Below are 26,126 nucleotides of genomic sequence, written 5' to 3'. Positions count from 1 at the left end.
CCCATATCCGGGAATGAATCTCAGATTTGGGAGAGCGGCAAGAGGGCTCAGGCGCCCTCGACCTCCACTTCCTCCTCCAGCACCGCGTCCTCCTCGGCTTCCAACGCCGGCGCGTCGGAAGGATGGATGCCGAAGCGCGCCGCCACGTCCGGGGCGTAGCGCAGGAGGTCCGGGCGCAAGCGGATCAGCGCCAAGTCCTTCACCTTGGCTTCCAGCATCACGTCGAAGTCCAGCCCTTCGGCGATGCGCATGAAGGTGATGAACTCGAAGGGGCTGCAGAAATCGGCGTGGCCCGTCCAGACCGGCGCCACCGGCACCGTGGTGATCTTCTTGGTCTTGCGGTCCCGCCGCTTGAGCTCACGCATCTCGGTCCGCGGCGAGGAGAAGTGGAACTTCGGCCGCACGCCGTCCGGCCAGGACCGCACGAAGCGTTCGAGCGCGTCGCGCATCGCCATGCCTTCCGGGTTCAGGCACCAGAAGTGCTGGTGGTCGAAGATCAGCCGCACGCCGGTGCGCTCATGGATCCACAGCACGTCGGCGGCGGAAAAGCGCAGGTCGTCGTTTTCCAGCACGAGGCGCCGCTTCACCGGCTCGGGCAGGAGGTTGTTCCAGGTTTCCACCCAGCGCGCGCGGCTCGACGGCAGGTCGCCGTAGGTGCCACCGACATGGATCACCAGCACCGCCTCGGGGCCGAGCTCCATGCGGTCCAGCATCTCCGCCTGGGCCGTCAGGTCGGCAATGCTCTTGCGCACCAGCTTCTCGTCGGGGCTGTTGAGCACGATGAACTGCGAAGGGTGGAAGCTCAGCCGGATGTCCAGCTCGCGCGCGCGGGCGCCGAAGGCGCGCAGCTCCGCATCGCTCTCGCGGATCATGTTGTGGAACTGCGGCATGTCCGGATGCGTGACGTAGGGCGCGAGGTCGGACGACATCCGGTACATGCGGATCTTGTGCTTCGCCAGGTAGTCCAGCGCCTGATGCATGTATTCGAGCGACACCTTGAGGTGCGGGTTGCTCTGCCAGCGCCGCGTGTCGTTGCTCTTGATCTCCGGCGCGCCCATGATCTTCACCGGAAAGCCGAGACGGAGGGGATCGGTCCGCCTGGTCGTCGGAGCGCCGCTCATGCCGCCGCTTCCCCGACCGGCAGCTTCATCGCCTCGCCGAAGCCCAGCTTGTCCATGAACTCGTTCCATCCTTCGGTCCGCAGGGCGCCGCCCGTCGCCTGGGCGTGGCCGTTGCCGTAGTTCTCGTCCGCGTCGCGTGGTCGTACCGTGCGCAGGAATTCCACCAGGTCCTCGCCCGTGGCGGAGCGCGCGGCGAAGTGCACCCAGCCCGGGCGGTAGCCGGTGTTGGCGGCGATCACGATCTTGTCGCTCAAGCGACCACGCCAGGCCTGCGCCACGAGCGGGTGCACCTGGCAGCCGGTGTGCATGCGGATGAGCGCGACCTTGCCCTGGACGCGCGGCGGGGCGCGGCGGGCGTCTTCCAGCGCCTGCTTCACCTCCTCCTTGGCGGCGCGCAGCGCGGCGGTGTCGGCATCCTCGCCCTTGGTGATCTCGCGCGGGTCCTCGGCGCGCATCAGCAGCCGCAGGGCAGGGGAAGCGTCGCCCGCGCTGGCGCGCCGCGGCGCGTTGATCAGCGACACCGCGTCGCGCAGCGCCGTGATGCCGTAGCGCGCGCGGGCGGCGTCCAGCTCGGCAAAGCCGGACTTTTCCTCCAGGTCGCCGATGATGCCGATCGCGGCGAGCCAGAGCAGGTCGTCCGCTTCCGTGATGGCGCCCGCGCACCAGTAGGCCAGCAGGCTGCTGGTGGGCGTGGGCTCCAGCCCGTGGCCAGTGATCTCGGTCATGCCGGGCGGCGCCTCGGCAGGGCCGGTGGGGACGTGGTGGTCGATCACCACGGTGGGCAGCGTGGGCAGGATTGCCTCGCGCCGCAGCCCGAGGTCGCTGACGATGAGGCCGCCGGGGAGTCCCTCCGTTGATCCATCCCCCTGCAACTCCGTGCGAAAGGCGTCGGACCAGGGATTCTCGCCGCGTCCCAGGATGCGGACGCGCACCCGATGCCCGGCCTGTTCCAGCGACCGGGCCAGCACCGCCGCGGCGGACAGCCCGTCCGCATCGTTGTGCGAGGCGACCAGCACCGGGCGCGCGTGGTCGAAGCCCTCCAGGGCGTGGCGGAACGCATCCTGCCGGTCGCGCACCCAGTTCTCGGGCCAGCCGGGAAACCCCTCGCTCATCGGACCGCGCCTCCTCCATGCCCCCGGGCTGGGGGTTCAGGGGGGCGAACGGGCCATGCCCGGGATGGTTCGCGCGCTGCGGGAGATTTGAGGGGAGCGGCGGACCGTTTCCGGTGGGTCGGCCCGGTTAAGGGATTGGCGGATCGGCCCGCACCGGCCCGGCTTGGGGCACGGTTTTGCTGCGTCGTCCAACCCGCTCCGCCGGCCGGACGGGCCCGCCGGAACCCTGTTGGCGCGCCTAAAGCCCCGCGAAGAGTTCCGTCGACAGGTAGCGTTCGGCAAAGGAAGCGGCGATGCCCACTACCAGCCGGCCCCGCATCTCCGGCCGGCGCGCCACCGCCAGCATGGCGTGCAGCACCGCGCCCGAGGAAATGCCCACCGGCAGCCCTTCCACCCGGGCGCAGCGCCGGGCGGTGGCAAGCGCGTCGCGCTCGCTCACGGGCAGGATCTCGTCCACCCGTTCCAGCTCCAGCACCGTGGGGCGGAAGCCGGCGCCGATGCCCTGGATGTCATGCGGCCCCGGCTCGTCGCCCGAGAGAACGGCGCTTTCCAGCGGCTCCACCCCGATCACCCGCATTCCAGGGCGACGCGGCTTGAGCGTGCGCGCGATGCCGGACAGGGAGCCGCCGGTGCCGACGCCGCCCACCACCGCGTCCACCTCGCCCGCGGTGTCAATCCAGATTTCCTCGGCCGTGGTGGCGGCGTGGATCGCGGGGTTAGCGGGATTGTCGAACTGCCCCGGCATCCAGGCACCGGGCGTGGAAGCGAGGATGGCCTCGGCCCGTGCGATGGCGCCCCCCATGCCGCGGGCCGAGGGCGTCAGCTCCACCTCACCACCCATCAGCCGGATCATGCGCCGCCGCTCCACCGAGGCGCCTTCGGGCATCACCACGATCAGCCGGTAGCCCTTGGCGGCCGCCACGAAGGCCAGCGCGATGCCGGTGTTGCCCGAGGTCGGCTCCACCAGCACCGAGCGGCCCGGCGCGATCAGCCCATCACGCTCGGCGGCCTCCACCATCGCCAGGCCGATGCGATCCTTGACCGAGCCCAGGGGGTTGAAGAATTCCAGCTTCAGCGCGACGCGGGCGAGCAGCCCGTCCTCCGCTTCCAGCCGCGGCAGGCGGACGAGCGGCGTGGCGCCCACGGTGTCCAGCACGCTGCCGTAAAGGCGGTTGCGCGCCGCGACCGGGGGCTGCGCGGTCCCGTGCGGGCCGGGCGTTCCGATGCGGGACGCGCCCGCCGGATCAGGATGGGCAGCCTGAGGCGATGCAGTTCCGTCGCCCTGGACGGCGGGGCCCGGGCTGCCGGGCGGGTCGAGCTGTTCGGGCATTGCCGCCTGGATTACCACGCCGGCCGGGCGTAGATCACCCCCGTCCCGCCGCTCAGCATCGGCTGGCGGGTTTGAGGGAGGGCTCGCATGCTCGTTCGGCAGGACCGCGCGATGGCCGCCGTGGCGGTGATGCTGGACGTGGGCTTCCGCGTCGGTCGCGGGCCGGAGGTCGCCAGCGGCGGCGACATCGCCGATCGCCTGGGTGCCGCCAAGCGGGGCATCGAGCCGGTGTTCCAGGCCCTGTCCCGCGCCGGGCTGCTGGACAGCACGCGCGGCCCGCGCGGCGGCTACCGGCTGGCGCGCCGGGCCCGAGACATCCGACTGTGGGAGATCGTGGAAGCCGTCGGGCCGGCCGCGGAGCCCGGGGAGGGCGAGGCGATCGCCGCCAACCCGCTGGGCCGCGCCGTGCTGGCGCCGCTGTGGGGCGAGATGGAAGGGCGCCTGCGCGAACAGCTCGAAGCCCTGACGCTGGAGGACCTGCTGCGGCGCGGCGAGGCGGCCGGGCTGCGCCGGCCCAGCGCGCCGCCCCTGAACTTCGTGATCTGAGCCCTTTCGGCAGGGAAGGGGTGCCGCCCTACGCGGCGGCACCCACGCACTGCGTGCCGCGCAGAAAGATCCGCACCGCCTGCTCGATGCGCGCCAGCAACTCCTGCCGCGGCACCTCGGCCTTGAGACCCGTCAGGAGCTCGTGGTGGAAGGCGCCCAGCGCCATGCCGATCAGCATCCGCGTGGCCTCGATCGGTTCACCGACATCATGGCTGCCCCGGCGCTGCAGCTCCGCCAGGTAGTCCTCCAGGCCGGAGCGCGCGATGGCCGAGGCGCTGCTGTTCAGCGCCGGGTTGCTCATCTCCATCCGCCCCGCTTCCGACATCGCGATGCGCACCAGCGCCACGGAGCGGTCGCGCAGCAGGATGTCGGCCATGGCTTCCAGGAAGTAGCGGATCGCGTGCCCCGGCTCCCAATCCGGGTCGACCCGCAGCTGCCCGATCTCGAGACGGAAGCGCGTCAGCAGAGCGTTGAACAGCTCCCCCTTGGAGGAGAACAGCTTGTAGATCGTCTTCTTGGAGCAGCGCGCGTCCCGCGCGATGGCGTCCATTGTCGTGACGTGGAAGCCCTGGTGCACGAAGCACGTCTCGGCACAGCGCAGCACGCGTTCGCGCAGCGCTTCCATATCCTCCTGCGCCGGGGGCGGCGGGGCCAGGACGGAGAGTGGGGCAATAGCATCCATCGGTGAGATTCCACCACAAAATGTTGCGACGCAGCAATCCTCGTTGACGCCGCAGCCGAAACTAGACAGTTTCCATGCTCGAGGGAAACCACAAAGTTTCCGACTGTGTGGCTCCATTACCCGCCGAGGTCCCCCATGATGAGCCCAGACCCACACCCACCGGCCCCGCCCGGCCCTGCCCGGCTGTCGCGGCGCCGCTTCGCGCGGCCGGTGGTCGGCCTCGGCCTCTTGGTGGGTGTGGCGGCGGCCGGGGGCACGGTGTTCGGGCTCTACGGTGGCGAGAGCGAAGCGCAGGCGCCTTCTGCCCCGCCGCCGGCCCCCACGGTCACGGCGGTGTCGCTCACGCCGCAGTCGGTGCCGATCCACACCACGCTGCCGGGCCGCACCTCGGCCTTCCAGACCGCCGAGATCCGCCCGCAGGTGAGCGGCGTGCTGCGCGAGCGCCTGTTTCAGGAAGGCCAGCAGGTGAAGGCCGGGCAGCCGCTCTACCGCATCGACCCGGCGCCCTATCAGGCCGCGCTCGCCAGCGCCCAGGCAGCCCTGGCCAAGTCGCAGGCGACGCTGGAATCCGCCAGCGTGACCGCCACCCGCTACAAGCCGCTGGTGGCGCAGAACGCGGTCAGCCGACTCGACTACGAGACCGCGGTGGCCACCCAGAAATCCGCCGAGGCCGACGTCGCCTCGGCCCGCGCCGCGGTGGACACGGCGCGCATCAACCTCGGCTACACCACTGTCACCTCGCCGATCAGCGGCCGCACCAGTCGTTCCTCGGTGACGGTGGGCGCGCTGCTCACCTCGGACCAGACCAGCGCACTGATGACGGTGACGCAACTCGATCCGATCTACGTGGATGTGGTGCAGCCGGCCTCGACGCTGCTGCGACTGCGGCGGGAGCTTGCCTCCGGCCAGCTGAAGCGCGACGCCGACAACAATCCCGAGGTGACGCTGCAGCTGGGCGACGGCAGCGAGTACGCGCAAAAGGGCACGCTGCAGTTCTCCGAGGTGATCGTCAGCACCGACACCAACACCGTCACGTTGCGCGCGCAGTTCCCCAACCCCGACGGCACGCTGCTGCCCGGCATGTTCGTGCGGGCCAGCCTGGAGGAAGGCTCGCTCCAGAACGGGCTGCTGGTGCCGCAGCAGGGCGTGACCCACGACGTGCGCGGCAATGCCACGGCCCTGGTGGTGGGCAAGGACGGCACCGTGGCCACGCGCACACTCACGGTGGTGGAGGCGATCGGCAACAAGTGGCTGGTCAGCGGCGGGTTCCAGGATGGTGACCGCGTGATCGTCGAGGGCACGCAGAAGGTCACCAACGGCGCCAAGCCGCAGCTGCGCGCGCTGACGGCCGATCAGTTCGACGCCCAGGTTGCGGCGGAGGCCAAGGCCGCCACCACCAGCCAGCGGAGCTGAGCGAAGACCCATGGCACGCTTCTTTATCGATCGCCCGGTCTTCGCCTGGGTGGTGGCGCTGGCGATCATGCTGGTGGGCCTGATCTGCCTGCGCGGCCTGCCGATCGCGCAGTACCCGCAGATCGCACCGCCCACCATCCAGCTCTCGCTGACCTATCCCGGCGCCTCGGCCGAAACGGTGCAGAACACCGTGGTGCAGATCATCGAGCAGCAGATGACCGGTCTCGACGGGCTGCTCTACTTCACCTCCACCAGCAACAGCGACGGCAGCGCCACGATCAAGCTGACCTTTGCGCAGGGCACCAACCCAGACATTGCCCAGGTGCAGGTACAGAACAAGCTGGCGCTGGCGCAGTCGCGCCTGCCCACCACGGTGCAGCAGCAGGGCATCCGCGTCGCCAAGGCCAACCCGAACTTCCTGATGGTGATCGGCTTCGTGTCGACCGACGGCAGCCTCACCAGCTCCGACCTTGCGGACTACATCGCTTCCAACATCCAGGACCCGGTGACGCGCACCGCGGGCGTGGGCGACTACAACCTGTTCGGTTCGCAGTACGCGATGCGCATCTGGCTCGATCCGGACAAGCTCAATGCCTACGAGCTGATGCCCTCCGACGTCAGCGCTGCGGTGAAAGCGCAGAACGTGCAGGTCGCCTCTGGCGAGCTGGGCTCCCTGCCGGCAGTGCCCGGGCAGCGCCTTTCGGCCACGCTGATCGGCCCGACCTACATGAACCGGCCCGAGCAGTTCGAGGGCATCCTGCTCAAGACCAAGAGCGACGGCTCGCAGGTCCACCTGCGCGACGTGGCGAAGGTCGCCCTGGACGCCCAGCAGTTCAACGTGTCCACCCGCTACAACGGCAAGCCCGCGGCGGGCATCGGCGTGCAGCTGGCCAGCGGCGGCAACGCGATGAGCGCCGCCGCCAATGTCCGCGCCACCATCGACAACCTCCGCCCGACGCTGCCGCCCGGGGTGGAGATCGTGTACCCCTCCGACACCACGCCCTTCGTGAAGCTCTCCATCGAGGAGGTGGCCAAGGCGCTGGTGGAGGCGATGATTCTCGTCTTCCTGGTGATGTTCCTGTTCCTGCAGAACATCCGCGCCACGCTGGTGCCGACGCTGGTAATTCCGGTGGTGCTGCTGGGCACCTTCGGCGTGCTGAGCTTCGCCGGGTATTCGATCAACACGCTGACCATGTTCGGCCTGGTGCTGGCCATCGGCCTGCTAGTCGACGACGCCATCGTTGTGGTGGAGAACGTCGAGCGCGTGATGGAGCAGGAGGATGTGTCACCCCTGGAGGCGACGCGCCGGTCCATGGAACAGATCTCAGGCGCGCTGGTGGGCATCGCCGTGGTGCTGTCGGCGGTGTTCCTGCCGATGTTCTTCTTTCCCGGCTCATCGGGCGTCATCTACCGCCAGTTCTCGCTGACCATCATCTCCTCGATGACGCTGTCGGTGCTGATGGCGCTGAGCTTCACGCCGGCCCTCTGCGCCACGATCCTCAAGCGCCCGAAGCACGGGGAGCGGCGCGGTTTCTTCGGCTGGTTCAACCGCAACTTCGACCGCGCCAGCAACCGCTACGCCGGTGGCGCTCGCTACTTCGCCTCGCGCGCCTGGCGCTTCATGCTGGTCTACGCGGTTATCGCGGGTGCCATGGGCGTGCTCTACCTCCGCCTGCCGTCCTCCTTCCTGCCGACCGAGGACCAGGGGATCATGTTTGTCCAGGTGACCGCGCCGCCCGGCGCCACGGCGGAGCGTACGCAGCAGGCGCTGATGGCCGTCAACGACTACCTCCTGAAGGACGAGGCGTCGCGCGTGCAGGGCGTGCTGACCATCAGCGGCTTCAACTTCGGCGGCCGCAGCCAGGCCTCCGGCATGGCTTTCGTGCGGCTCAAGGACTGGAGCGAGCGCACCGGGACGGACGATGCCGTGGGCGCCATCGCGCGCCGGGTCATGCAGCATTTCGGCAGCTACAAGGACGCGCAGATCTTCGCCTTCTCTCCCCCGGCGGTGAGCGAGCTCGGTAACTCCTCGGGCTTCGACATGGAGCTGCTCGACCGCGGCGGCCTGGGTCACCAGGCGCTGATGGACGCGCGTGCGCAGCTCATCGCCAGCGCCGGCAAAAACTCTTCCGTGACTGCGGTGCGCCTGAACGGGCTGAGCGACCAGCCGCAGGCCCTGCTCGACATCGACTGGGAGCAGGCGACCTCGCTCGGCGTGTCGGTGGACGATATCACCAGCACCCTGGGTGCGGCCTTCGGTGCTTCCTACGTCAACGACTTCGTGGACCGCGGCCGGGTCAAGCGCGTGTACATGCAGGGCACGTCCACGTCGCGCATGTCGCCGGGCGACCTCGCCCAGTGGCACGTCCGCAACTCGGCCGGCACCATGGTGCCCTTCAGCGCCTTCGCCAGCATCCACTGGAGCACCGGCGCGCCCAGCCTGTCGCGCTACAACGGCACGCCCTCGGTCGAGGTGCTGGGCGACGCGGCGCCCGGCTACAGCACCGGCACCGCCATGAGCACGATGGAGCAGCTGGCCGCCTCGCTTCCCAAGGGGATCGGCACGGACTGGACCGGCCTGTCCTACGAGGAACGCGCGGCGGGCTCCAAGACGGGCGCGCTCTACGCCATCTCGCTGATCGTGGTGTTCCTGTCGCTGGCCGCGCTCTATGAGAGCTGGGCGATCCCGGTCTCGGTGATGCTGGTGGTGCCGCTGGGCGTCTTCGGCGCGGTGTTGGCCACGATGCTGCGCGGCATGTCCAACGACGTGTACTTCCAGGTCGGGCTGCTCACCACGATCGGCCTGTCGGCCAAGAACGCCATCCTGATCGTGGAATTCGCCAAGGAGCACTTCGAGGCCGGCGAAAGCCTGCTCAACTCCGCCGTTCACGCGGCGCGCGAACGGCTGCGGCCGATCCTGATGACCTCGCTCGCCTTCGTGCTGGGCGTGGTGCCGCTGGCCATCGCCACCGGCGCTGGTGCCGGCGGGCGCACCGCGATCGGCACCGGCATCATCGGCGGCGTGGTGGCCGGCACGGTGCTGGCGCTGTTCTTCGTGCCGCTGTTCTTCGTGCTGGTGCTGACGCTGTTCCGCACGAAGCGGCGCAGCGAGGTGGCGGAGGAAGGCACCGGCGCGGCAACGCCGCTGCCGGCGGGCGGGGAGCACTGAGATGCGCTGCCCGACCTCCCTCCGTCCCGGAGTCCTCGCGCTGGCCACGCTGCTCGGCGGCTGCACGCTGATCCCCGACTATGACCGCCCGACGCCGCCGGTGCCGGCGCAATGGCCGCAAGGGGCAGCCTACGGCGCGCCGCAGCCGGGCGAGAGCACGGCCGACAGCATCGGGTGGGAGGACTTCTTCCTCGATCCCGGCCTGCGCCGCCTGGTTTTGATCGCACTGGAGAACAACCGTGACCTGCGCGTCGCCGCGCTGAACGTGCAGGCGGCCGACGCGCAGTACCGGGTGCAGCGTGGCGACCTGTTCCCACAGATCGCCGCCACCGCCGACCTCGAATCCCAGCAGACCTCTGCCAGCGTGGCCCGTACCCCCAACCCGCAGACCATCCGCACCTGGAGCGTCGGCGGCAGCTTCAGCACTTGGGAGATCGACCTTTTCGGCCGCATCCGCAGCCTGACCACGGCGGCGCAGGAAACCGTCTTCGCCAACGCGGAGAACCAGCGCGCCACGCAGATCAGCCTCGTGGCGGAGGTCGCCAATGCCTACATCGCGCTGCTCGCCGACCGGCAGCTGCTGGCACTGACGCGGCAGACGCTGGCAAGCCAGGAGGAATCCTACCGCCTGACGCAGGCCGCGACCCTGGGCGGCACCGACACGGCGCTGACGCTGCGGCAGGCGGAAACCTCGGTGGAAACGGCGCGCGTGAACCTCGCGCTCTACACGCGCGAGGTGGCGCAGGCCGAGAACGCGCTGGCGCTGCTGCTGGGCCAGCCGGTGCCGGCGGACCTGCCGGACAGCACCACGCTCGACACGCCGCTGGTGATGACGCAGCTGCCGGCCGGCCTGTCGTCCGAGGTTCTGCTGCGCCGGCCCGACATCGTGGCGGCGGAGCACAACCTCCTGTCGGCCAACGCCAATATCGGCGCGGCGCGAGCGGCCTTCTTTCCGAGCATCACGCTGACCAGCTCCTACGGCTCCTCGGCCGCCTCGCTGGCGCAGTTGTTCAAGCCGGGCTCCGGCAGCTGGTCCTTCTCGCCCCAGATCACGCTGCCGATCTTCACCGGCGGCATCAACCAGGCAACGCTGGACTACGAGAAGATCCAGAAGAGCGTGGAGGTCGCGACCTACGAGAAGGCGATCCAGTCCGGCTTCCGGGAGGTGTCCGACGCGCTCGCCGCGCGCGGCACCTACGGCAACCAGCTCGCGGCGCAGCAGCGCCTGACGGATGCCTATGCCGACAGCTACCGCCTGGCACAGCTGCGCTTCCGCAGCGGCGTGGACAACTACCTCACCACGCTCGACAGCCAGCGGGAGCTGTATGCCGCCCAGCAGGCGTTGATCACTCTGAAGCAGGAGCAGCTGGAGAACCAGGTCACGCTCTACAAGGTCCTGGGCGGCGGCTGGCAGCAGGCCTCCACCACGCCGGTCTCCTCCGCCAGCAACGCCAGCACCACACCCGCGATCGCGCCGAACCTCGGAACCAACCTGGTGCATCCATGACCGAACACGATGCCGACGAGGCCCGGATCGCCGACCTCGTCACCGCCAGCCACATCCTGGCCCATGAAGGCATCCTCGACAGCTTCGGCCATGTCAGTACGCGCTCGACCGCCGATCCGGAGCGCTTCTTCATCCCGCGCGCCATGCCGCCGGCGCTGGTGGCGCGGGGCGACGTCGTGGAGGTCGGCCTGGATGGCCGGGCGGTGGAGCTCGACGCTCCGCGCCTGAACGGTGAGCGCTTCATCCACGCCGAGATCTACCGCGCCCGTCCGGAGGTGCAGTCGGTGATCCATACCCACGATCTCGCGGTGATCCCCTTCACCCTGTCGCGCACGCCGCTGCGGCCGGTGGTGGTGCAGGCGGGTTTCCTGCCGCCGGAAACCCCGGTCTTCGAGATCCGCGACGTGTGCGGCCACCTGCCGTTGCGCGGCATGCTGGTGACCAACCCGACCCTGGGCAAGGCCCTGGCCGGACGCCTCAGCTGCCACCCGGTGGTGCTGATGCGCGGCCACGGCAACACCGTGGTGGGCGCCTCGGTGCGCGAAGCCACGGTGCGCACGATTTACACCCACATCAACGCCCGTGCGCAGGCGGCGGCGATGCAGATGGGCAGCGGTGAGGTGATCGCGCTCGATGAGGCGGAGCTCGCCTTCAACGCGCAGGAGAACTTCGACGCCGGCCGGCCTTGGGAGAACTACCGCGTGCGGATGCTTCGCGCCCGGGCGCGGGAAGGCTGAGGCCCCGCCCTTCCGCCCGGCGTGGGCAGGGCGCAGCGATCCGGGGGGAGGGGCGGGAGCCTGAGGGCCGACCCTGCCGGGCGGCCCGGGCCGGCTACTGCATGTCCGGGGAAATGACGTTCGTCAGGAGTCCGTCGAGCAGCACGTCGCGCATGGTCTCGGCGCCTTTTACACGGATGTCCTGCAGGGACTCCGGCGTGTGGAAGGCACTGTGGGGCGTGATGATCAATCGCCCGCGCAGCCATTCCTCCTTCGCCCTGTAAGCGCGAACGAGCTCCGGCTCCGGTTGCGGAACCGGCTCCACCGGCAGTACGTCGAGCCCTGCCGCCGCGAGGTGGCCGTCCCGCAGGCAGCGCTCTAGCGCGCCCAGGTCGAGCACGGGACCGCGGGCGGTGTTCACCACCACGGCCCCCGGCGGCAGCTGGCGCAGCTCCGCCTCGCCGATGAGCCCGCGCGTCTCAGTGGTCAGGGGGCAATGCAGCGAAAGAACATCGCTCTGCCGCAGCAACTCGGGGAGGGTCCGCGCCCGTTCGATGCCGAGCGCCCGGTCCACGCCGTTGGGCAGCCCGGGGTCATGGAACACGACCCTGAAGCCAAAGGCCCTGGCACGCAGCGCGGCGGCGGTACCGATCCGGCCGAGGCCCACGATGCCGAAGGTCTGCACCGACAGCCGCCGGATCGTGGGATGGTCCAGGTAGTTCCAGGGGGGCGGCGGCTCCGCGCGCTGGATGTCGTGGTGCAGGAGCAGGCCGCGCCGCAGGGTCAGCGCCAGGGTCAGGGCGTGGTCGGCGACTTCCGCGGTGCCGTAGTCGGGCACGTTGCAGACCAGCACGCCCCGGCGGGCGCAGGCGTCCCGGTCGACACGGTCGTAGCCGACCCCCATCCGCACGATGACCTTCAGCTGGGGGAAGAGGTCCAGATCCTCGGCCCGGAACCAGTTGCGGAACACGAAGAGCCCTGCGGCACGTGCCCGCAACTCGGGCGGGAGCGCGTCGTAGCGCTCGGAACCGCCGCCCCTGACCAGCTCGACACGGGAGCCGAAGATGGATCTCTCGAGGTCGTCGCCCTCGTAGAGCCTTTCAGGCTCTAGCACCGTCATCTGCTGCATCGGCGTGCCTTTCAACCTGGACGCTGGCGGTCAGGAGGTCATCACCTGGAACCTCCCGCAAACTCCGGTCGCAGGACGCTGCGGAGGTGGCTGCGGGATGGTCGTTCCAGGTAACGCCACGAGAACGTGGCAAGCATTATTGCGACGGCGGCAGTGCTCAGTACAGCCCAGGTCCAGGCGGCCGGGACGTCATGGCGCCTGAACAACCCGCCCAGTTCATCCCGGAGGGGAAGCAGGGTGATGTGGATGAGGTAGAGCGAGTAGGAGATCCGGCCCAGGTACACCAGGGGCGCGGAACGAAGTGCGGCGGAAAAGCCAGAACTCTCGAACGAAAGCCCGATCAGCAACAGGCAGCAGACTGCCACGAACACGGTGTCGAGTTCCGTGAACTGCATCAGCACGGCAAGCGCCAACAGCAGCGCGAACTGAACGCGATGATCCGCCAGCGCCCGCATGGCGGGAACGCGTGACCTGAGGCGCCAGCAATACATGCCGATGAGGAACTCGGTCACGCAGCGGCCGAGCGCCTGGGGGCCGCTGATGATGTTGACCGCGCCACTGGAGGGCACATCGAACAACTGGCCGAACATCAGCGCGCTGATGATAAGGGTGACGAAAGCCAGTCCGCTGATCGCTGTGACGAGTGCGAGGGATCGTCTCAGCATCAGGGGCATCAGCAGGGGAAACACCAGGTTCGCGAACCATTCCGTGCTGATCGACCAGCCGGGACCGTTCAGGCTCGAGCCCGGCCAGACCCATGTCTGTATCGCGAGCAGGTTTGCGAGAAGCGCGCCGTAGGACGTGTCGGGGTTCAGGAAGGTCAGCCAGCCCATGCGGCACAGCACGAAGCACACAACCGTCGTGAGGGCATAGATCGGATAAAGCCGTGCGATCCTGCGCAGCAGGAAGTTCCAGTACCCGGGAGCGGACACCGTGGTCAGCCGGTCCTCGTAGGTCATCGCGAGGATAAAGCCGCTCAGAACCATGAACATGTCCACGGCCAGGTACATGTGCGGGAGCAGGTCGAGCGGAAAAGGATAGCTGAAATCGATGGCGGCGTAGTGGTCCACCATAACCAGCGTTGCCGCGACACCACGCAGCCCGGTCAGGGACTTTATCTCAGTCTTCATCGTCGCGCCGTTTCCACCGGGTTCGGATCTGTTTCAGAATTTAAGGCCGTCCTTGGCCAATCCGACCAGCTCCGCCTGCCGGTTGGTTCCGGTTTTCTGAAAGATCTTATCGAGGTGACTTTGTGCGGTGGAACGGGCGATGCCAAGTTCCCGCGCCGCGGCGGCCACCCCTTTTCCGAGCACGATGGCCGAAAGCATGCGTGTTTCGGCGGCGGTCAGCCTGTAATGCCGCGACAACTCGGCCATATTCGTGCCGTTGATCAATATGAGACACCGCGCCCGTTCAACAAAATCGTCGCCCAATGCACGCCAGATCCCGTCCGACGGGGGCAGCGGGGCCAGGGTGATCGTCAGGCCGACATTCCCGGAGGGGTCATTCACTGCGATTCTGTTGCCCCGCGGTGTCCCACCAAGACCGAGTGCCGCTGAAACGGCGGTCTGAAACCGCCGGTCGGCGTCGACGTCACGGAGGGTGATCTTTCCCGAGGTGCATGAAAGGCCCCCCGCATGGGATCGGTCGCACAAGGCTCTTGCCGCCGCGTTCATGAAGATCACCCGCTGCTCACGATCCATCAGGATCGTGCCGCAGGGCAGCGCCTCCAGCAGCGTGGCCGCTTCCTGCTGTGCCCGATCGGCCTTCTGCAGCCTGAAGGTGATGTCCATCGCATGCACCAGGTGCGGTGCCAGGCGCGACATCAAGGCCCGGCCGCCCGCCGTGACTTCGCCGGCACCGTCGGGGCGCACGAGCGTAAGCGGTACGTAGGAGGCCGGCGTGCGGTGAATAACGACGGTGATCGGGCTGCAAAGCCCCTGCGGACGCGCCCAGCCATTGTAGAACTCCGATCGGCGAAACACGTCCAGCGCCACAACGTCCCCGTTGGTGACGACGAAGCCGCGCTGCATACGCCGTTCGATGTTAAACAGAGGATTCATCGGCAGGTAATGGTCGAATGTCCGTTCCACGTGGGTTGGATTGAAGCCGAAGTAAGTCAGCGGCTCCCCTTGGCGGGTCGCCGGTCTTTCCACGGTTAATCCGCCGGCGACGCATCCGGTCAATGTGGCGAGGCGGCGAAGCACGTTGTCCCACGCCGTTGGTTCCAGCGCCGCCTCATGGATCATCTCCAATACGGCCAGGAAGGTTTCTTCCCTCACTCTCGTGCTCCGCATCTGGTCGTCCTCGGACCGCCGTCCCATCCACCCTAAGGCATTCCTGAGCCGAAACGGAAACCTCCACCATTTAGTGGATGCGGGTGGTTGATCCGGGTGTGAGGATCATAGCTCATCATAGAGCGGCGACCATGGTCTTCGTTACTCACGCGTTGCGAACGCGGCTCGAGGAGGGCGCGCGGGTGCGGCTTACACGCCCGGAGCAGGTTTCCTGCTCTCGGCACGCGGGCTGAAACTCATGTTTGCCTCCCTGATCACGGGCACGATGCTCGGCCTCTCGGTCGCCGCGCCTTTCGGGCCCATATCCCTGCTTTGTGTGCAGCGCAGCATTCTGGCCGGTCCCTGGCTGGGCGTCGCCACCGGGCTCGGAGCGGCATGCGTCCAGGGCCTGTACGCGGCGTTCGCCATCAGCGGCGCGGGGATTGCCGCGACTTACCTGGCGGAGTGGGGCCAGGCCGTCCGGCTCATCTCGGCAGCTCTCCTGATCGTTCTTGGGACCCGCGTGCTGCTGCGGCGTCCTCCCGTGGCCCAGACCCTGTCGCGGCCCCGGGCGCACGTGGCCTTCGCGTCCAGCTTCTCCGTCGCCCTGTGCAACCCGCTGACGGTTCTGCCCTACCTCCTCGTGGCATCGAGCGCCGCAACGATCGAGGCGGCCGATGCCCCGCTGACCGCCTGGTCCATACCCGGCGTGCTTGTTGGCGCGACGGCCTGGTACGCGGCCGTCAGCACCGCAGCCGCCATGTTCCGTTCGAGCCTGTCCGAAGGCGCCACGCGGGTCCTGAACCACGCCGCCGGAACCCTGCTGATCGGCTTCGGGTTGATGGTAGGCTGCAGATAGGCGCTGGCGGGAAGGGGGCTGCCCACCGGTTGGGTCCCGAAATCACGAGCGGCTCCACGAAGCCGCCTGGTCATCAATCCAAGAACAGGAGACTGGATGTGGTTCATATGGATCGCCGCTTGCTCCTCGGAGCTATCGCCGCGGGCTGGACCGGCACCACGGCCGCCCAGGCTGCTTCATCCGTCGCGGATGGCCACGCCTCAGGCTACGACGTTGCTGCCTCATCCAACTTCATGCCGCTGGTGCCGCGCCGCCCCGGCGATGCCGCCCCGTTCTCCACATCGCTCGACAAGGCGGCGCTCAAGGCAACCTCGGGCGGCTGGGCGCGCGAGGTCACGTCGCGCCAGCTTCCGCTCGCGACCGGCATCGCGGGGGCGCACCTCTTCCTCAATCCGGGCGGTGCCCGGGAGATGCACTGGCACAATTCCGTCGAATGGGCCTATGTCCTGGAAGGCGCGTGCCAGGTCACGGTCATGGATCAGCGGGGCGATGTGGAGGTGGTCAACTTCGGCCCGGGCGACCTCTGGTACTTTCCGACCGGTCACGCCCACTCGATCCAGGCCCTCGGCGACGCACCCTGCCACGCTATCCTGGCCTTCAACGACGGCCTTTATTCCGAGCACGGCACCTTCGGTATCAGCGACGTGCTGAGCCGGTTCAGCCCCGAGATGCTGTCGCGACACCTCGGTGTCCCGGCGCCACTGCTGGCTTCCATGCCACAGGGCGAGACCTACATCGCGCAGGGCGACGTCATCGCCGTGAACGGACCGGAGGCGCAGGAAACGAGGCCGCTCGATGCCGCCAGAACGCACCGTTTTCAACTGAGCGGGTCAACGCCGTGGTTCGATGGGCCAGGCGGCACGATCCGCGTCGCATCGGCCGCCGAGTTTCCCCTTTCCACCGAGATCACCGGGATGGTGACCACGCTAAAGCCCGATGCGATGCACGTTCTGCACTGGCATCCGGATGCCAACGAGTGGCTCTACGTCGCGAAGGGACGAATCAGGGCGTCATTGTACATGCCGGACAAGCACCTGGGCGACGCCGACCTCGTTGCCGGGGACTGCGCCTACATCCCGGCGAACTGCGTTCATGCCATCCACAACATCGGCGATGCCGACTGCGAAATCGTCGGCGTGCTCGACAGCGGCTCTTATCAGGAAAGCACGATGGCCGACTGGCTCGCGAAGGCGCCGCGGCATCTGCTCGCTAACAATCTCCATCTCACCGACGAGGCCTTCCGCCGTCTCGCGTCCAGCAATCGCCTGGTCATTGCAGCAGGATAGCGGAGTGCCGGAGCGAGGGTGACCGGCGACACCCGGCAGACAGGGGGCAAATGGAAGGGCGGTGCTGGGTGACCTCAGCCTGCCCTTTCATCCCGGAAGAACCATCCGGTGGACTTCCGCACGAGCGGCGTGGGCCGCCGGCTTCGGCCAGCACCACGCCGCACCTGTTGCGGTGCGGCTGGGCCGTGTTCAGACCGGCCTCCGGTCGTGAACCTGCCGGCTCAGCTGCGGGCACGCCGTGGAGGCCGGTGTCAGACCTTGATGCGCAGGCGCTGCTGCGCGGCCTCGCCGGCACCACGATAGGCGATGACCTCGAGCTCCACCTTGTAGATGTCGCTGGAGAGCGGGGTGCAGAGAGTGGTGGACGTCGGATCGATGCCCTGGAACGCCCGGGCAAAGGCCTCGCCGACCTTGTCCTTGTCGTCGCGGTTGGGAATGTGGCGGACCACCTTCACGATGTCGGAAAGGGTCGCGCCCACGGCAGCCAGGGCACCCTCAATGTTCTGCAAAGCCTTGGTGCACTGCTCGCCGGCATCAGGGGAGATTTCCCGGGTTTCGTAATCGATGCCCGCCGTGTTGGAAACGAAGATCAGATCGCCGACCGTGACGATCCGGGAATAGTTCTGGGCGTCCTCGAATTTGCTGCCAGACTTAACCTTGATGACTTCAACCATGGATACAATCCCTTCTGCTGAGGCTGGTGCCGACCAGGAAGCCGGTCGAACGGCCGGGGCAATGCAGTCGACGAGACGGCCCGACCGCGGTGATCGCGGTGGCGAGTGTGCCGGCGAGGATCAGCGTCGGGGCGCGCGAGGAGCGCAACCCGGCTACCGCCGCCGGCCCGGACCAAGCAATTGGGATGCCAGCCTCGTGGAGCCTGGCGGGAGGGGAGCACCCCCGGCTTCTCCGGGTGCCACCTATCCAAGGCTCACATCCTCCAGCGTAACGCCGGAGTTGAAATTCAGTGCCCCCGGCAGTCCTCGGAAGCCCCGCACGTCCTTTGCCATGGCGTAGCCCTGCGCCCGCCAGGCGAGCCCGACCAGCGCGCAGTCGTACAGGGCCTGCTTTTCCAGGCGCTCGTAGATGGCCTTGCGCTTCGCGCCGTCAAACTCGCGCCGCCCTTCGGCAAAGAGGTCGTGCACTTCCGGAGTCGGCAGGTTGATGCTGCGCGAGGAACTGGAGGGCAGGCTGCCGTCGAGCAGGGTGGACAGCCCGTCCGGGTCGTTGTTGTCGGCGGTGCTGCCCTGGATAAAGAAGTCGTACTGCGCGCGCGAACCGCGGGCGATGCGCGTGGCCCAGTCCGGCATGCTCAGCTCTGCCTTGATGCCGATCTCGCCCAGGTGCTGCTGCACGATCTCGGCAGTCGACTTGTGCATGCCGTACTGTGCTGTTGAGAGCAGCTGGGTGGAAAAGCCTCCCGCCAGACCGGCCTGCGAGAGGAGTGCCTTGGCCTTGGCCGGGTCGTAGCTGAAGTGGCGGCTGCGCGCCGCGTCGAAGAAGGGGCTGTCTTCGACCAGCGGAATGCCGGCCAGCGGTGCGCCGCGGCCGAAGAACACCGCCTGCACGATCTCCTCGCGCCGGATGGCATAGGCGCAGGCCTGGCGGACCAGCGGGTTGTCGAAGGGCTTGCGCGCGCCGTTGAAGCCCATCCACATGAAGGGGCCGTTCTGGTTGTCCAGCCTGAGGTTGGTGTCCGCCTCGATCGAGGCCATGGCTTCCCAGGGCACGTATTCGATGATGTCCACGTCGCCTGCCCGCAGGGCCGCGACGCGCAGGTTCTCGTCGGCATAGGCGATGAAGCGCAGGTTGCGGATCTTCGGCAGGCCGGGGCGGTAGTAGCGCGGGTTCGCTTCAAGGGTGACGGAAGAGCCCCGCTCCTGGCTTTTCACGACGTAGGGGCCGGCACCGATGCCGACGCCGTCCCGCCCCAGCGATTCCCTGGCTACGATGGGGACGTGCGGATGCGCCAACCATTCCGGCAGGATGCTGGTCGGTTCCTTCATCACGATGACCGCCGTACGCGGATCGGGTGTTTCCACCCGCTCGATGTCGCGGAACTGGCCGGCAAAAGCGGCGGCGGAATTCTCGGCGGCGATTTGCTCAAGGGTCCAGCGAACATCCTCGGAGGTCACGGCCTTGCCGTTGTGGAACACCGCCTCCCGCAGCCGGAAGCGCCAGCCGGTCGCGCCCTGCGGCTCCCAGCTCTCGGCCAGTTCGGGCCGGACCTTGCCGGTGCTGTCATAGGACAGCAGGCCACGATGCGTTTGCAGCTTCACCGTCAGCGCGGCGGTGCCCGCGGCGGCGAAGGCCTGCAGGTTGGGCGGATAGCTCGACAGCCCGAAGACCAGCGTGTCCGCAGCCCGTGCCGCACGGGCGGGGCCTGCGAGGCCTGCCCCCATGGCCAGGGCGGATCCCATGAAGACGCGGCGCGTCGTAAGCATGCTGTCTCCTCCGTCCCGGCACCCGGGACGAAATGTCGGGTGACGCCTCAGGCGGCCAGGCGCTGGCTCCGGGCGAGGCGGCCCGGCCGGTGGGGTGTGGCATCCGCCCTCGGAGTGACGTCGGCGGCCATGGCCGTCGGAACCTGCAGCGGGACGGTCGCGCCGCCCTGGAACCGGTTCACCTGTGGCGCCACGCGTCCGTCATCCTTGAGCAGCAGGGGATCGAGGCCTCGTGGCAGAATTGGGCGGCAGGAGGCGCCATGCTGTCCAGCGTATTGTTGTTGTGCCGGCTTGTTCCGTCCGGACTCTGTCCGGCTGCTCTGACGGACGGAGGCGTGCTGCACGGCCTAGCGCATCGATCTCGGTTCCGGCGGGACCTTCGCGGAGATTGCCTGTTCGACGACCGCTCCGCCGATCAAGGTCTGGAAAGCGTCCTCCGTCCCGGCTGATCCCCAGGTGTCGCTGAAGGCACCGGGCGCGGTGTCCTGCCCGATCACTGCGCCACGGCCAGCGCCAGCGTGCGGAACGGGCACAGGAGTGTCCGCACCGGTTTCATCGCCGCCGAAGGTTTCTAGAGGTGTCGACGCCCGACTGGCAGAAACAGCCATAGGCTGCGTGAGGTACAGTCTAAATAGAAGACATTTCGCACAAATTGTATGCTAAAAGGAAGGTTTTTTCCCGAGAAAGCTGTCATTTGCTTAATTGACAGTCAGGAATGGGCCTTCTTAGCTGCTTGCAAATGAAGCTGGCACGCGTGGCCGCGTCTGGCTCACACTGGGTCACCCTATGGAATGCAGTTCGGGAGATCCGGTCGCCAACGGCGATTACGAATGGAGTCCGTGATGCAAGGCTTGCGCGCTACAGGGTTGAACATGTCGCGCCGCGCGCTGCTGGCGCTGAGTGCTTCCGGCGCCGCGATCGGCGCCGCGAAAGCGCAGAGCACGCCGCCGCCCTCCGCACCGCGCGGGCAGATCGTGGTCGGCCTCTCGCAAGAACCCACGGTCTTCAACCCGCTGATGCCGTCGATCGAGGTGGATCAGGGCGTCTGGTGGGCGTTGTTCAACCCGCTCTGGGGCGTCGATGAGGAAGGCAACCTGACGCCGCAACTCGCAACCGAGGTTCCTTCCACGGCGAATGGCGGCATCTCCGCCGACGGGCTGACCTGGAAGCTGCGCCTGCGCGAGGGTGTCACTTGGCACGACAGCACGCCCTTCACCGCCGAGGACGTGAAGTTCACCATCGAGCTTCTCAACAACACGGCCTTCCGTGCGCGCACCCGGCAGGGCCACAACCTCGTGCGCGAGATCACGATCGCCAGCCCGCACGAGATCTCCTGGCGCATGGAGAAGGCTTACGCGCCCTACCTCTCCTTGCTGGCCTGGACCTTTATCGTGCCGAAGCACATCCTGGCCGGCGCGTCCGATCCCAACACCGCGCCGTTCAACAACGCCCCGGTCGGCACCGGCCCTTTCCGCTGGGGTGAGCGTGTTCCGGGCGACCACATCACCCTCACGGCCAATACGAAATACTTTGGCGAGGGGCCGTATCTCGAGCGCGTGGTGTTCAAGTACATCCCCGACCTCACCGTGCTCTACACGCAGTTCCGCACTGGGCAGATCGACCACGCCAGCATCTCAGGGATCCTTGCGAACTACTACGAGGACGCGAAGAAGCTGAAGGGGCTCGTGCTCTCGGTGAATCCGAGCCAGCAGGTGGAGGCCATCGCACCGAATCTCGGCTTCCCGGCGCTGGCGGACAAGGCGGTGCGGCAGGCGCTCTACCAGGGCATGAACAAGCAGGCGATCACCGACATCGTCTACTACGGCTTGCCCAAGCCGACGGAGTCCTTCTACCCGCGCCAGTCCTGGGCCTTCAACGCGGACCTGCCCGCACACAGCTACGACCCGGCCAAGGCCAACAAGATTCTGGATGACGCCGGCTGGAAACGCGGCGCTCGCGGTATCCGCGAGAAGAACGGCGTCAGGCTGGAAATCAACACCTCCACCACCGCGGGCAACCCGCTGCGCGAGCAGGTGCAGCAGCTCCTGGTGCAGGATTGGCAGGGCATCGGCGTCGCGCTGAAGATCGCCAACATGCCCGCGGCCGTGATCTGGGGCGACTTCTTCATCAATTCGAAGTTCCAGTCCGTGCTGGTGGCCGCGACCTACCAGACCAGCAACGATCCCGACTGCGCCTACCGATTCCATAGCAATGCCATCCCCGCCAAGGGCGGCTCCGGCTCCAACACCATGCAGTACGTCAATCCGCAGGTGGACGCGCTGCTGGACGAGGCGTCGAGCAACTTCGACCGCGATGCGCGCCGCGCCGCCTACCAGAAGGTGCAGGCCCTGGTGCGCGACGACCTGGCGATCCTGCCGATCTATCAGCCCGCGCCGGTGGAGGGCTACAAGGAGGGGCTCGTTGGCTACAAGCCCAACGTCAACGTCCAGTCGAACTGCTGGAACATCGGCACCTGGTACTGGGTACGCTGAGGTGCGGCGCGCCGAGGCGCGGGGTACCGTAACGGTGCGCCGCGCCGCACGGGATCGCCGCTGATGCAGCGATACCTCGCCCTGCGCTTGCTGCAGTCGCTCATCCTGCTGCTGCTGGTGTCGGTGATCGGCTTTACCATCCTGCATCTCGCGCCCGGCGGGCCGATGTCGCAGTTCCTGGCGGGCGGCGAGATGTCGCCCGAGGACATCGCGCGGGTCGAGCGTCAGCTCGGCCTCGATCAGCCCCTGCCGCTGCAGTACCTGAACTGGCTGGCACGGATGCTCGGCGGTGACTGGGGGCGCTCCTATCGCGACGGGCTGCCGGTGCTGAGCGTCATCGGCTCTCACCTCGGCGCGACGCTGGAGCTGATGCTCACCTCCACCCTGATTGCCGTGATGCTGGGTTGCTGGCTGGGCGTGCTGGGTGCGATCCGCCGCTACTCCTTCTTCGACATGCTGGTGACGGTGGGTTCCATGATCGCGCTCTCCATTCCGACCTTCTGGTTCGGGCTGGTGGTGATCTTCCTGTTTTCGGTGGAGCTCGACATCCTGCCGGCCGGCAACCGCTACACGATGGGCGACGGCTCGATCCTCGACCAGCTGCACCACCTGATCGCGCCCTCGATGGTGCTGGCGCTGGTCTCCACCGCGATCTGGAGCCGCTACATGCGCTCCTCCATGATCGACGTGCTGCACCAGGACTTCGTGCGCACCGCCCGCGCCAAGGGCATCCCGGAGCGGCGCATCCTCGTGCGCCACACCGTGCGCAACGCGCTGCTGCCGATGATCACCGTGGCCGGGCTGCAGATGCCCAACCTGCTGGGCGGCGCGCTGGTGACGGAAACGGTGTTCACCTGGCCCGGCATGGGGCGGCTCTTCCTCGATTCCATCTCCTACCGCGACTACCCGGTGGTGATGGGCATCCTGATGTTCACGGCGGTGCTGGTGCTGCTGGGCAGCCTGCTGGCGGACCTGCTCTACGGCGTCGCGGACCCGCGCATGCGGTTGCGCTAGGGGAGGGGAAATGGCTGCCTCCGACACCACCGCCGGCACGGCCACCGTGCCATCCGTGACCGCCCCCGCGCGTCGCGGCGGCAGCCCGGCGCTGCGCCGCTTCCTCCGACACCGGCTCGCCTTGTTCGGCGCCGTCACCATCCTGCTGCTGGTGCTGCTCTGTGCCGCCGGGCCGCACCTGCTGCCCTATGATGACCTGTTCATCGACCTGCGCGCCCGCTTTGCGCCGCCCTTCGCCGGGCCGCACATCCTGGGCACCGACCAGCTGGGACGGGACGTGCTGGCGCGACTGCTGATGGCCGGCCGCATCTCGCTCGCCGTCGGTTTCGCCGCCATGGCGCTGAGTATGGTGATCGGCATCACCGTCGGGCTGCTGGCCGGCTATTACGGCGGCGCACTGGGCGCGGTGCTGATGCGCTTCGTGGATGCCATGCTGTGCTTTCCCAGCATCTTCCTGTTGCTGGCGCTGGCGGCCTTCGTGCAGCCGGAGGTGGGATCCATCATCCTGCTGATCGCGCTCACCGCCTGGATGGAGGTCGCGCGCATCGTGGAAGCGCAGATCCGCTCCCTGCGCGAGCGCGACTTCGCCGTGGCGGCGGAGGCGAGCGGCGCCGGTGACCTGCGGGTGATGCTGCGTGAGCTGCTGCCCAACGCGCTGGCGCCGATCGTGGTCTCGGCCACGCTGAACGTGGCGCATGCCATCCTGGCGGAGTCCTACATCAGCTTCCTCGGCTACGGCATCCAGCCGCCGACGCCGAGCTGGGGGAACATGCTGGACAATGCCCAGACCTATCTCGCCAGCGCGCCCTGGCTCGCCATCATCCCCGGCGCGGTGATCGCGCTCACGGTCACGAGCTTCAATTTCCTGGGCGACGGGTTGCGCGACGCGATCGACCCGCGGGCAGGGGGGCGCTGATGCCGCAGCTGCTGTGCGAGGCGCCGACGGCCACCGCGATCTCCGCCACCCCGGCCCGCGACGCGGTGCTGGAGGTCCGCGACCTTCATGTCCGCTTCCGCGCACCCGGCGGCGCGATCCCGGCCGTGCAGGGCGTGAGCTTCGATGTCCGCCGCGGCGAAACCCTGGCACTGGTGGGCGAGTCCGGCTCGGGCAAGAGCGTGACCAGCCTGGCGCTGCTGCGCCTCACCCCGCCGGCACCGGGCTGTCAGGTGACCGGGCAGGTACGCCTGCGCCGCCGCGACAGTCGCGTGCTGGACCTCCTCGCCCTGAGTGAGGAAGAGATGCGCGGCGTGCGCACCGCCGCGGTGTCCATGGTGTTCCAGGAGCCGATGACCTCCTTCAACCCCGTGCACACGATCGGCGAGCAGATCGCGGAGGCCATCCGCTTTCACGGTGGCGCCTCCCGCCGCGCTGCCACCGACCGCGCGGCCGAGCTGCTGGACCTCGTGGGTATTCCCGACCCTCGCCGACGTCTGAGCGCCTACCCGCACCAGCTGTCGGGCGGCATGCGGCAGCGCGCGATGATCGCCATGGCGCTGAGCTGCGGGCCGGAGTTGCTGATCGCCGACGAGCCCACCACCGCGCTCGACGTCACCATCCAGGCGCAGATCCTGGAATTGCTGCAGCGGCTGCAGCGGCAGACCGGCATGGCCATGATCTTCATCACCCACAACCTCGGCGTGGTGGCGGAGATCGCCGACCGGGTGATGGTGATGTATGCCGGCCGCGTGGTGGAACAGGCGGAGTTGCTGCCGCTCTTTGGGGCGCCGCGCATGCCCTACACGGCCGGGCTCATGCGCTCGGTGCCGCGCCTCGACCTCGCGGGGCAGCGCAGCGAGCCACTCTTCGCCATTCCCGGCAGCGTGCCCGACCCGCGGCAGCCGCCGCCGGGCTGCGCCTTCGCGCCGCGCTGCGCCCACCATTTGCCCGATCCCTGCGACGCCGCCGTGCCGCCGCTGGAGGAAACCGGCGGTGGCCACCTGAGCCGCTGCTTCCGCTGGCGCGAACTGGCCGGGGAGCTGGCGCCTTGAGCGCCGCGTTGCGTGACGCCCTGGCGCCGCTGCTGGAGGTCCGCGACCTCCGCAAGCACTTCGCCGTCGGCGGCGGGCTCTTCGGGCGCGGCCGCGCGCAACTTCGCGCCATTGACGGCCTGTCCTTCTCCATCCGGCCCGGGGAAATCCTGAGCCTCGTGGGGGAGTCCGGCTCCGGCAAGAGCACGGTGGGCCGCACCGTGCTCCGCCTCACCGCGCCGACCGAGGGCAGCATCCGCTTCAAGGGCCGCGACATCACGGCCCTGTCGCGCCGGCAGATGCGGCCGCTGCGCCGGCAGATGCAGCTGGTGTTCCAAGACCCCTACGCCTCCCTCAACCCGCGCATGACGGTGGAGCAGATCGTGGCTGCGCCGCTGGCGATCCACGGCGTCGGCGCCACGCGGGCCGAACGGGCGGACACCGTCGAGGAAGCTCTGCGGCTGGTGGGGCTGCTGCCGCAGCACGCGGGGCGCTACCCGCACGAATTCTCCGGCGGGCAGCGGCAGCGCATCGGCATCGCCCGCGCGCTGGTGACGCGGCCGGACTTCGTGGTGGCTGACGAGCCGGTGTCGGCGCTCGACGTGTCGGTGCAGGCGCAGGTGGTGAACCTGATGCTGGAGCTGCGGGAACGCCTCGGCCTGACCATGCTGGTGATCGCCCATGACCTCGCCGTGGTCGGGCACATGTCGGACCGCGTGGCGGTGATGTACCTGGGGCGGCTGGTGGAGGTCGCTGAAACGCGCGCCCTCTTCACCGCGCCGCGCCACCCCTACACCGAGGCGCTGCTGTCCGCAGCACCCACGCCCGACCCCACGCGGCGGCGCCGTCGAATCGTTCTCGCCGGCGACGTGCCGAGCCCGCTCAACCCGCCCTCCGGCTGCTCCTTCCGCACGCGCTGCGCCTATGCCCTGCCAGCCTGCACCGAGGCGCGGCCGCCGCTGCGCGAGGTCGCGGCGGGACATCTGTCCGCCTGCATCCGCGACGACCTGCAGCTGCAGGCGGCCGGCTGAGCGCACGAGACCCCGAACCGAGGACCGAGAACCC

Annotated in this window: 21 protein-coding genes; 12 read left to right on the top strand and 9 right to left on the bottom strand. The window is 68.4% G+C overall.

Going from position 1 to position 26,126, the window contains the following annotated elements:
• Window positions 1–47: 47 nt before the first annotated feature.
• The 3 genes from uvsE to cysK all read right to left on the bottom strand — a co-directional run bounded on the left by uvsE (window position 48) and on the right by cysK (window position 3,563).
• On the bottom strand, window positions 48–1,121 hold the full coding sequence (gene uvsE / locus ACFFGY_RS03415; RefSeq protein ID WP_377042979.1) for a UV DNA damage repair endonuclease UvsE: 1,074 nt from the start codon (window positions 1,119–1,121) through the stop codon (window positions 48–50).
• Window positions 1,118–2,233 carry a single-stranded-DNA-specific exonuclease RecJ gene (locus tag ACFFGY_RS03410; protein ID WP_377042978.1) on the bottom strand — a complete coding sequence of 372 codons (1,116 nt, stop codon included), beginning with the start codon at window positions 2,231–2,233 and terminating at the stop codon, window positions 1,118–1,120. The genes uvsE and ACFFGY_RS03410 overlap by 4 nt, the downstream gene beginning before the upstream one ends.
• Before the next feature lie 238 nt (window positions 2,234–2,471).
• Window positions 2,472–3,563 carry a cysteine synthase A gene (gene cysK / locus ACFFGY_RS03405; protein WP_377042977.1) on the bottom strand — a complete coding sequence of 364 codons (1,092 nt, stop codon included), beginning with the start codon at window positions 3,561–3,563 and terminating at the stop codon, window positions 2,472–2,474.
• A gap of 87 nt (window positions 3,564–3,650) precedes the next feature.
• On the opposite strand from cysK, the gene ACFFGY_RS03400 reads away from it, so the two are divergent.
• Window positions 3,651–4,109, top strand: a complete 459-nt coding sequence (locus ACFFGY_RS03400; RefSeq protein WP_377042976.1) for an RrF2 family transcriptional regulator — start codon at window positions 3,651–3,653, stop codon at window positions 4,107–4,109.
• A 28-nt stretch (window positions 4,110–4,137) separates the two neighbouring features.
• Here ACFFGY_RS03400 and ACFFGY_RS03395 read toward each other — a convergent pair whose 3' ends face one another.
• Window positions 4,138–4,791, bottom strand: coding sequence for a TetR/AcrR family transcriptional regulator (locus ACFFGY_RS03395; protein WP_377042975.1), 654 nt, complete (start codon window positions 4,789–4,791; stop codon window positions 4,138–4,140).
• A 135-nt stretch (window positions 4,792–4,926) separates the two neighbouring features.
• On the opposite strand from ACFFGY_RS03395, the gene ACFFGY_RS03390 reads away from it, so the two are divergent.
• From ACFFGY_RS03390 to ACFFGY_RS03375, 4 genes are read left to right on the top strand one after another with little or no spacing between them, the layout of a single operon-like run.
• On the top strand, window positions 4,927–6,204 hold the full coding sequence (locus tag ACFFGY_RS03390) for an efflux RND transporter periplasmic adaptor subunit (protein WP_377042974.1): 1,278 nt from the start codon (window positions 4,927–4,929) through the stop codon (window positions 6,202–6,204).
• A 10-nt stretch (window positions 6,205–6,214) separates the two neighbouring features.
• Complete coding sequence (locus tag ACFFGY_RS03385; RefSeq protein WP_377042973.1) at window positions 6,215–9,373, top strand: efflux RND transporter permease subunit; 3,159 nt, start codon at window positions 6,215–6,217, stop codon at window positions 9,371–9,373.
• A 1-nt stretch (window position 9,374) separates the two neighbouring features.
• Entirely contained in the window at window positions 9,375–10,880 is a 1,506-nt protein-coding gene (locus ACFFGY_RS03380) for an efflux transporter outer membrane subunit (RefSeq protein ID WP_377042972.1), read from the top strand.
• Window positions 10,877–11,617, top strand: a complete 741-nt coding sequence (locus ACFFGY_RS03375; protein ID WP_377042971.1) for a class II aldolase/adducin family protein — start codon at window positions 10,877–10,879, stop codon at window positions 11,615–11,617. Before ACFFGY_RS03380 ends, ACFFGY_RS03375 begins: the two co-directional genes overlap by 4 nt.
• Before the next feature lie 94 nt (window positions 11,618–11,711).
• On the opposite strand, the gene ACFFGY_RS03370 is transcribed toward ACFFGY_RS03375, so the two are convergent.
• The 3 genes from ACFFGY_RS03370 to ACFFGY_RS03360 are packed head-to-tail and all read right to left on the bottom strand — an operon-like array spanning window position 11,712 to window position 15,007.
• Window positions 11,712–12,725: a C-terminal binding protein gene (locus ACFFGY_RS03370; RefSeq protein ID WP_377042970.1), complete on the bottom strand. Its 1,014-nt coding sequence runs from the start codon at window positions 12,723–12,725 to the stop codon at window positions 11,712–11,714.
• Window positions 12,726–12,766: 41 nt separating this feature from the next.
• Complete coding sequence (locus ACFFGY_RS03365; RefSeq protein ID WP_377042969.1) at window positions 12,767–13,855, bottom strand: acyltransferase family protein; 1,089 nt, start codon at window positions 13,853–13,855, stop codon at window positions 12,767–12,769.
• 33 nt (window positions 13,856–13,888) lie between these two features.
• Window positions 13,889–15,007, bottom strand: a complete 1,119-nt coding sequence (locus ACFFGY_RS03360; protein ID WP_377042968.1) for a helix-turn-helix transcriptional regulator — start codon at window positions 15,005–15,007, stop codon at window positions 13,889–13,891.
• A gap of 253 nt (window positions 15,008–15,260) precedes the next feature.
• Between ACFFGY_RS03360 and ACFFGY_RS03355 the strand changes: the two genes are divergently transcribed.
• A complete protein-coding gene (locus tag ACFFGY_RS03355) occupies window positions 15,261–15,860 on the top strand; it encodes a LysE family translocator (RefSeq protein ID WP_377042967.1) in 600 nt (199 codons plus the stop codon).
• 107 nt (window positions 15,861–15,967) lie between these two features.
• Window positions 15,968–17,146, top strand: coding sequence for a cupin domain-containing protein (locus ACFFGY_RS03350; protein ID WP_377042966.1), 1,179 nt, complete (start codon window positions 15,968–15,970; stop codon window positions 17,144–17,146).
• 251 nt (window positions 17,147–17,397) lie between these two features.
• Here ACFFGY_RS03350 and ACFFGY_RS03345 read toward each other — a convergent pair whose 3' ends face one another.
• The gene (locus ACFFGY_RS03345) at window positions 17,398–17,820 is read right to left on the bottom strand and encodes a Rid family hydrolase (RefSeq protein ID WP_377042965.1); all 423 of its coding nucleotides are present in this window, start codon (window positions 17,818–17,820) and stop codon (window positions 17,398–17,400) included.
• A gap of 243 nt (window positions 17,821–18,063) precedes the next feature.
• A complete protein-coding gene (locus ACFFGY_RS03340; RefSeq protein WP_377042964.1) occupies window positions 18,064–19,587 on the bottom strand; it encodes an ABC transporter substrate-binding protein in 1,524 nt (507 codons plus the stop codon).
• Window positions 19,588–20,429: 842 nt separating this feature from the next.
• On the opposite strand from ACFFGY_RS03340, the gene ACFFGY_RS03335 reads away from it, so the two are divergent.
• From ACFFGY_RS03335 to ACFFGY_RS03315, 5 genes are all read left to right on the top strand, one after another.
• Window positions 20,430–22,079: a peptide ABC transporter substrate-binding protein gene (locus ACFFGY_RS03335; protein ID WP_377042963.1), complete on the top strand. Its 1,650-nt coding sequence runs from the start codon at window positions 20,430–20,432 to the stop codon at window positions 22,077–22,079.
• Between the two features lie 63 nt (window positions 22,080–22,142).
• A complete protein-coding gene (locus ACFFGY_RS03330) occupies window positions 22,143–23,093 on the top strand; it encodes an ABC transporter permease (RefSeq protein WP_377042962.1) in 951 nt (316 codons plus the stop codon).
• 10 nt (window positions 23,094–23,103) lie between these two features.
• Window positions 23,104–24,009 (top strand): ABC transporter permease, encoded by a 906-nt coding sequence (locus ACFFGY_RS03325; protein WP_377042961.1) that lies wholly within the window; start codon window positions 23,104–23,106, stop codon window positions 24,007–24,009.
• Entirely contained in the window at window positions 24,009–25,082 is a 1,074-nt protein-coding gene (locus tag ACFFGY_RS03320; protein WP_377042960.1) for an ABC transporter ATP-binding protein, read from the top strand. Before ACFFGY_RS03325 ends, ACFFGY_RS03320 begins: the two co-directional genes overlap by 1 nt.
• Window positions 25,079–26,092: an ABC transporter ATP-binding protein gene (locus ACFFGY_RS03315; protein ID WP_377042959.1), complete on the top strand. Its 1,014-nt coding sequence runs from the start codon at window positions 25,079–25,081 to the stop codon at window positions 26,090–26,092. The genes ACFFGY_RS03320 and ACFFGY_RS03315 overlap by 4 nt, the downstream gene beginning before the upstream one ends.
• Window positions 26,093–26,126 lie beyond the last annotated feature (34 nt).

Origin of the sequence: Roseomonas elaeocarpi (assembly GCF_042433915.1) — a bacterium.
Classification (GTDB): domain Bacteria; phylum Pseudomonadota; class Alphaproteobacteria; order Acetobacterales; family Acetobacteraceae; genus Roseomonas; species Roseomonas elaeocarpi.
This window is presented reverse-complemented; position numbering and strand designations above follow the sequence as displayed.

Coding starts and splice junctions, on each gene's coding strand:
- uvsE (WP_377042979.1), bottom strand. CDS start 1,121: ATGAGCGGCGCTCCGACGACCAGGCGGACCGATCCCCTCCGTCTCGGC.
- ACFFGY_RS03410 (WP_377042978.1), bottom strand. CDS start 2,233: ATGAGCGAGGGGTTTCCCGGCTGGCCCGAGAACTGGGTGCGCGACCGG.
- cysK (WP_377042977.1), bottom strand. CDS start 3,563: ATGCCCGAACAGCTCGACCCGCCCGGCAGCCCGGGCCCCGCCGTCCAG.
- ACFFGY_RS03400 (WP_377042976.1), top strand. CDS start 3,651: ATGCTCGTTCGGCAGGACCGCGCGATGGCCGCCGTGGCGGTGATGCTG.
- ACFFGY_RS03395 (WP_377042975.1), bottom strand. CDS start 4,791: ATGGATGCTATTGCCCCACTCTCCGTCCTGGCCCCGCCGCCCCCGGCG.
- ACFFGY_RS03390 (WP_377042974.1), top strand. CDS start 4,927: ATGATGAGCCCAGACCCACACCCACCGGCCCCGCCCGGCCCTGCCCGG.
- ACFFGY_RS03385 (WP_377042973.1), top strand. CDS start 6,215: ATGGCACGCTTCTTTATCGATCGCCCGGTCTTCGCCTGGGTGGTGGCG.
- ACFFGY_RS03380 (WP_377042972.1), top strand. CDS start 9,375: ATGCGCTGCCCGACCTCCCTCCGTCCCGGAGTCCTCGCGCTGGCCACG.
- ACFFGY_RS03375 (WP_377042971.1), top strand. CDS start 10,877: ATGACCGAACACGATGCCGACGAGGCCCGGATCGCCGACCTCGTCACC.
- ACFFGY_RS03370 (WP_377042970.1), bottom strand. CDS start 12,725: ATGCAGCAGATGACGGTGCTAGAGCCTGAAAGGCTCTACGAGGGCGAC.
- ACFFGY_RS03365 (WP_377042969.1), bottom strand. CDS start 13,855: ATGAAGACTGAGATAAAGTCCCTGACCGGGCTGCGTGGTGTCGCGGCA.
- ACFFGY_RS03355 (WP_377042967.1), top strand. CDS start 15,261: ATGTTTGCCTCCCTGATCACGGGCACGATGCTCGGCCTCTCGGTCGCC.
- ACFFGY_RS03350 (WP_377042966.1), top strand. CDS start 15,968: ATGGATCGCCGCTTGCTCCTCGGAGCTATCGCCGCGGGCTGGACCGGC.
- ACFFGY_RS03345 (WP_377042965.1), bottom strand. CDS start 17,820: ATGGTTGAAGTCATCAAGGTTAAGTCTGGCAGCAAATTCGAGGACGCC.
- ACFFGY_RS03340 (WP_377042964.1), bottom strand. CDS start 19,587: ATGCTTACGACGCGCCGCGTCTTCATGGGATCCGCCCTGGCCATGGGG.
- ACFFGY_RS03335 (WP_377042963.1), top strand. CDS start 20,430: ATGCAAGGCTTGCGCGCTACAGGGTTGAACATGTCGCGCCGCGCGCTG.
- ACFFGY_RS03330 (WP_377042962.1), top strand. CDS start 22,143: ATGCAGCGATACCTCGCCCTGCGCTTGCTGCAGTCGCTCATCCTGCTG.
- ACFFGY_RS03325 (WP_377042961.1), top strand. CDS start 23,104: ATGGCTGCCTCCGACACCACCGCCGGCACGGCCACCGTGCCATCCGTG.
- ACFFGY_RS03320 (WP_377042960.1), top strand. CDS start 24,009: ATGCCGCAGCTGCTGTGCGAGGCGCCGACGGCCACCGCGATCTCCGCC.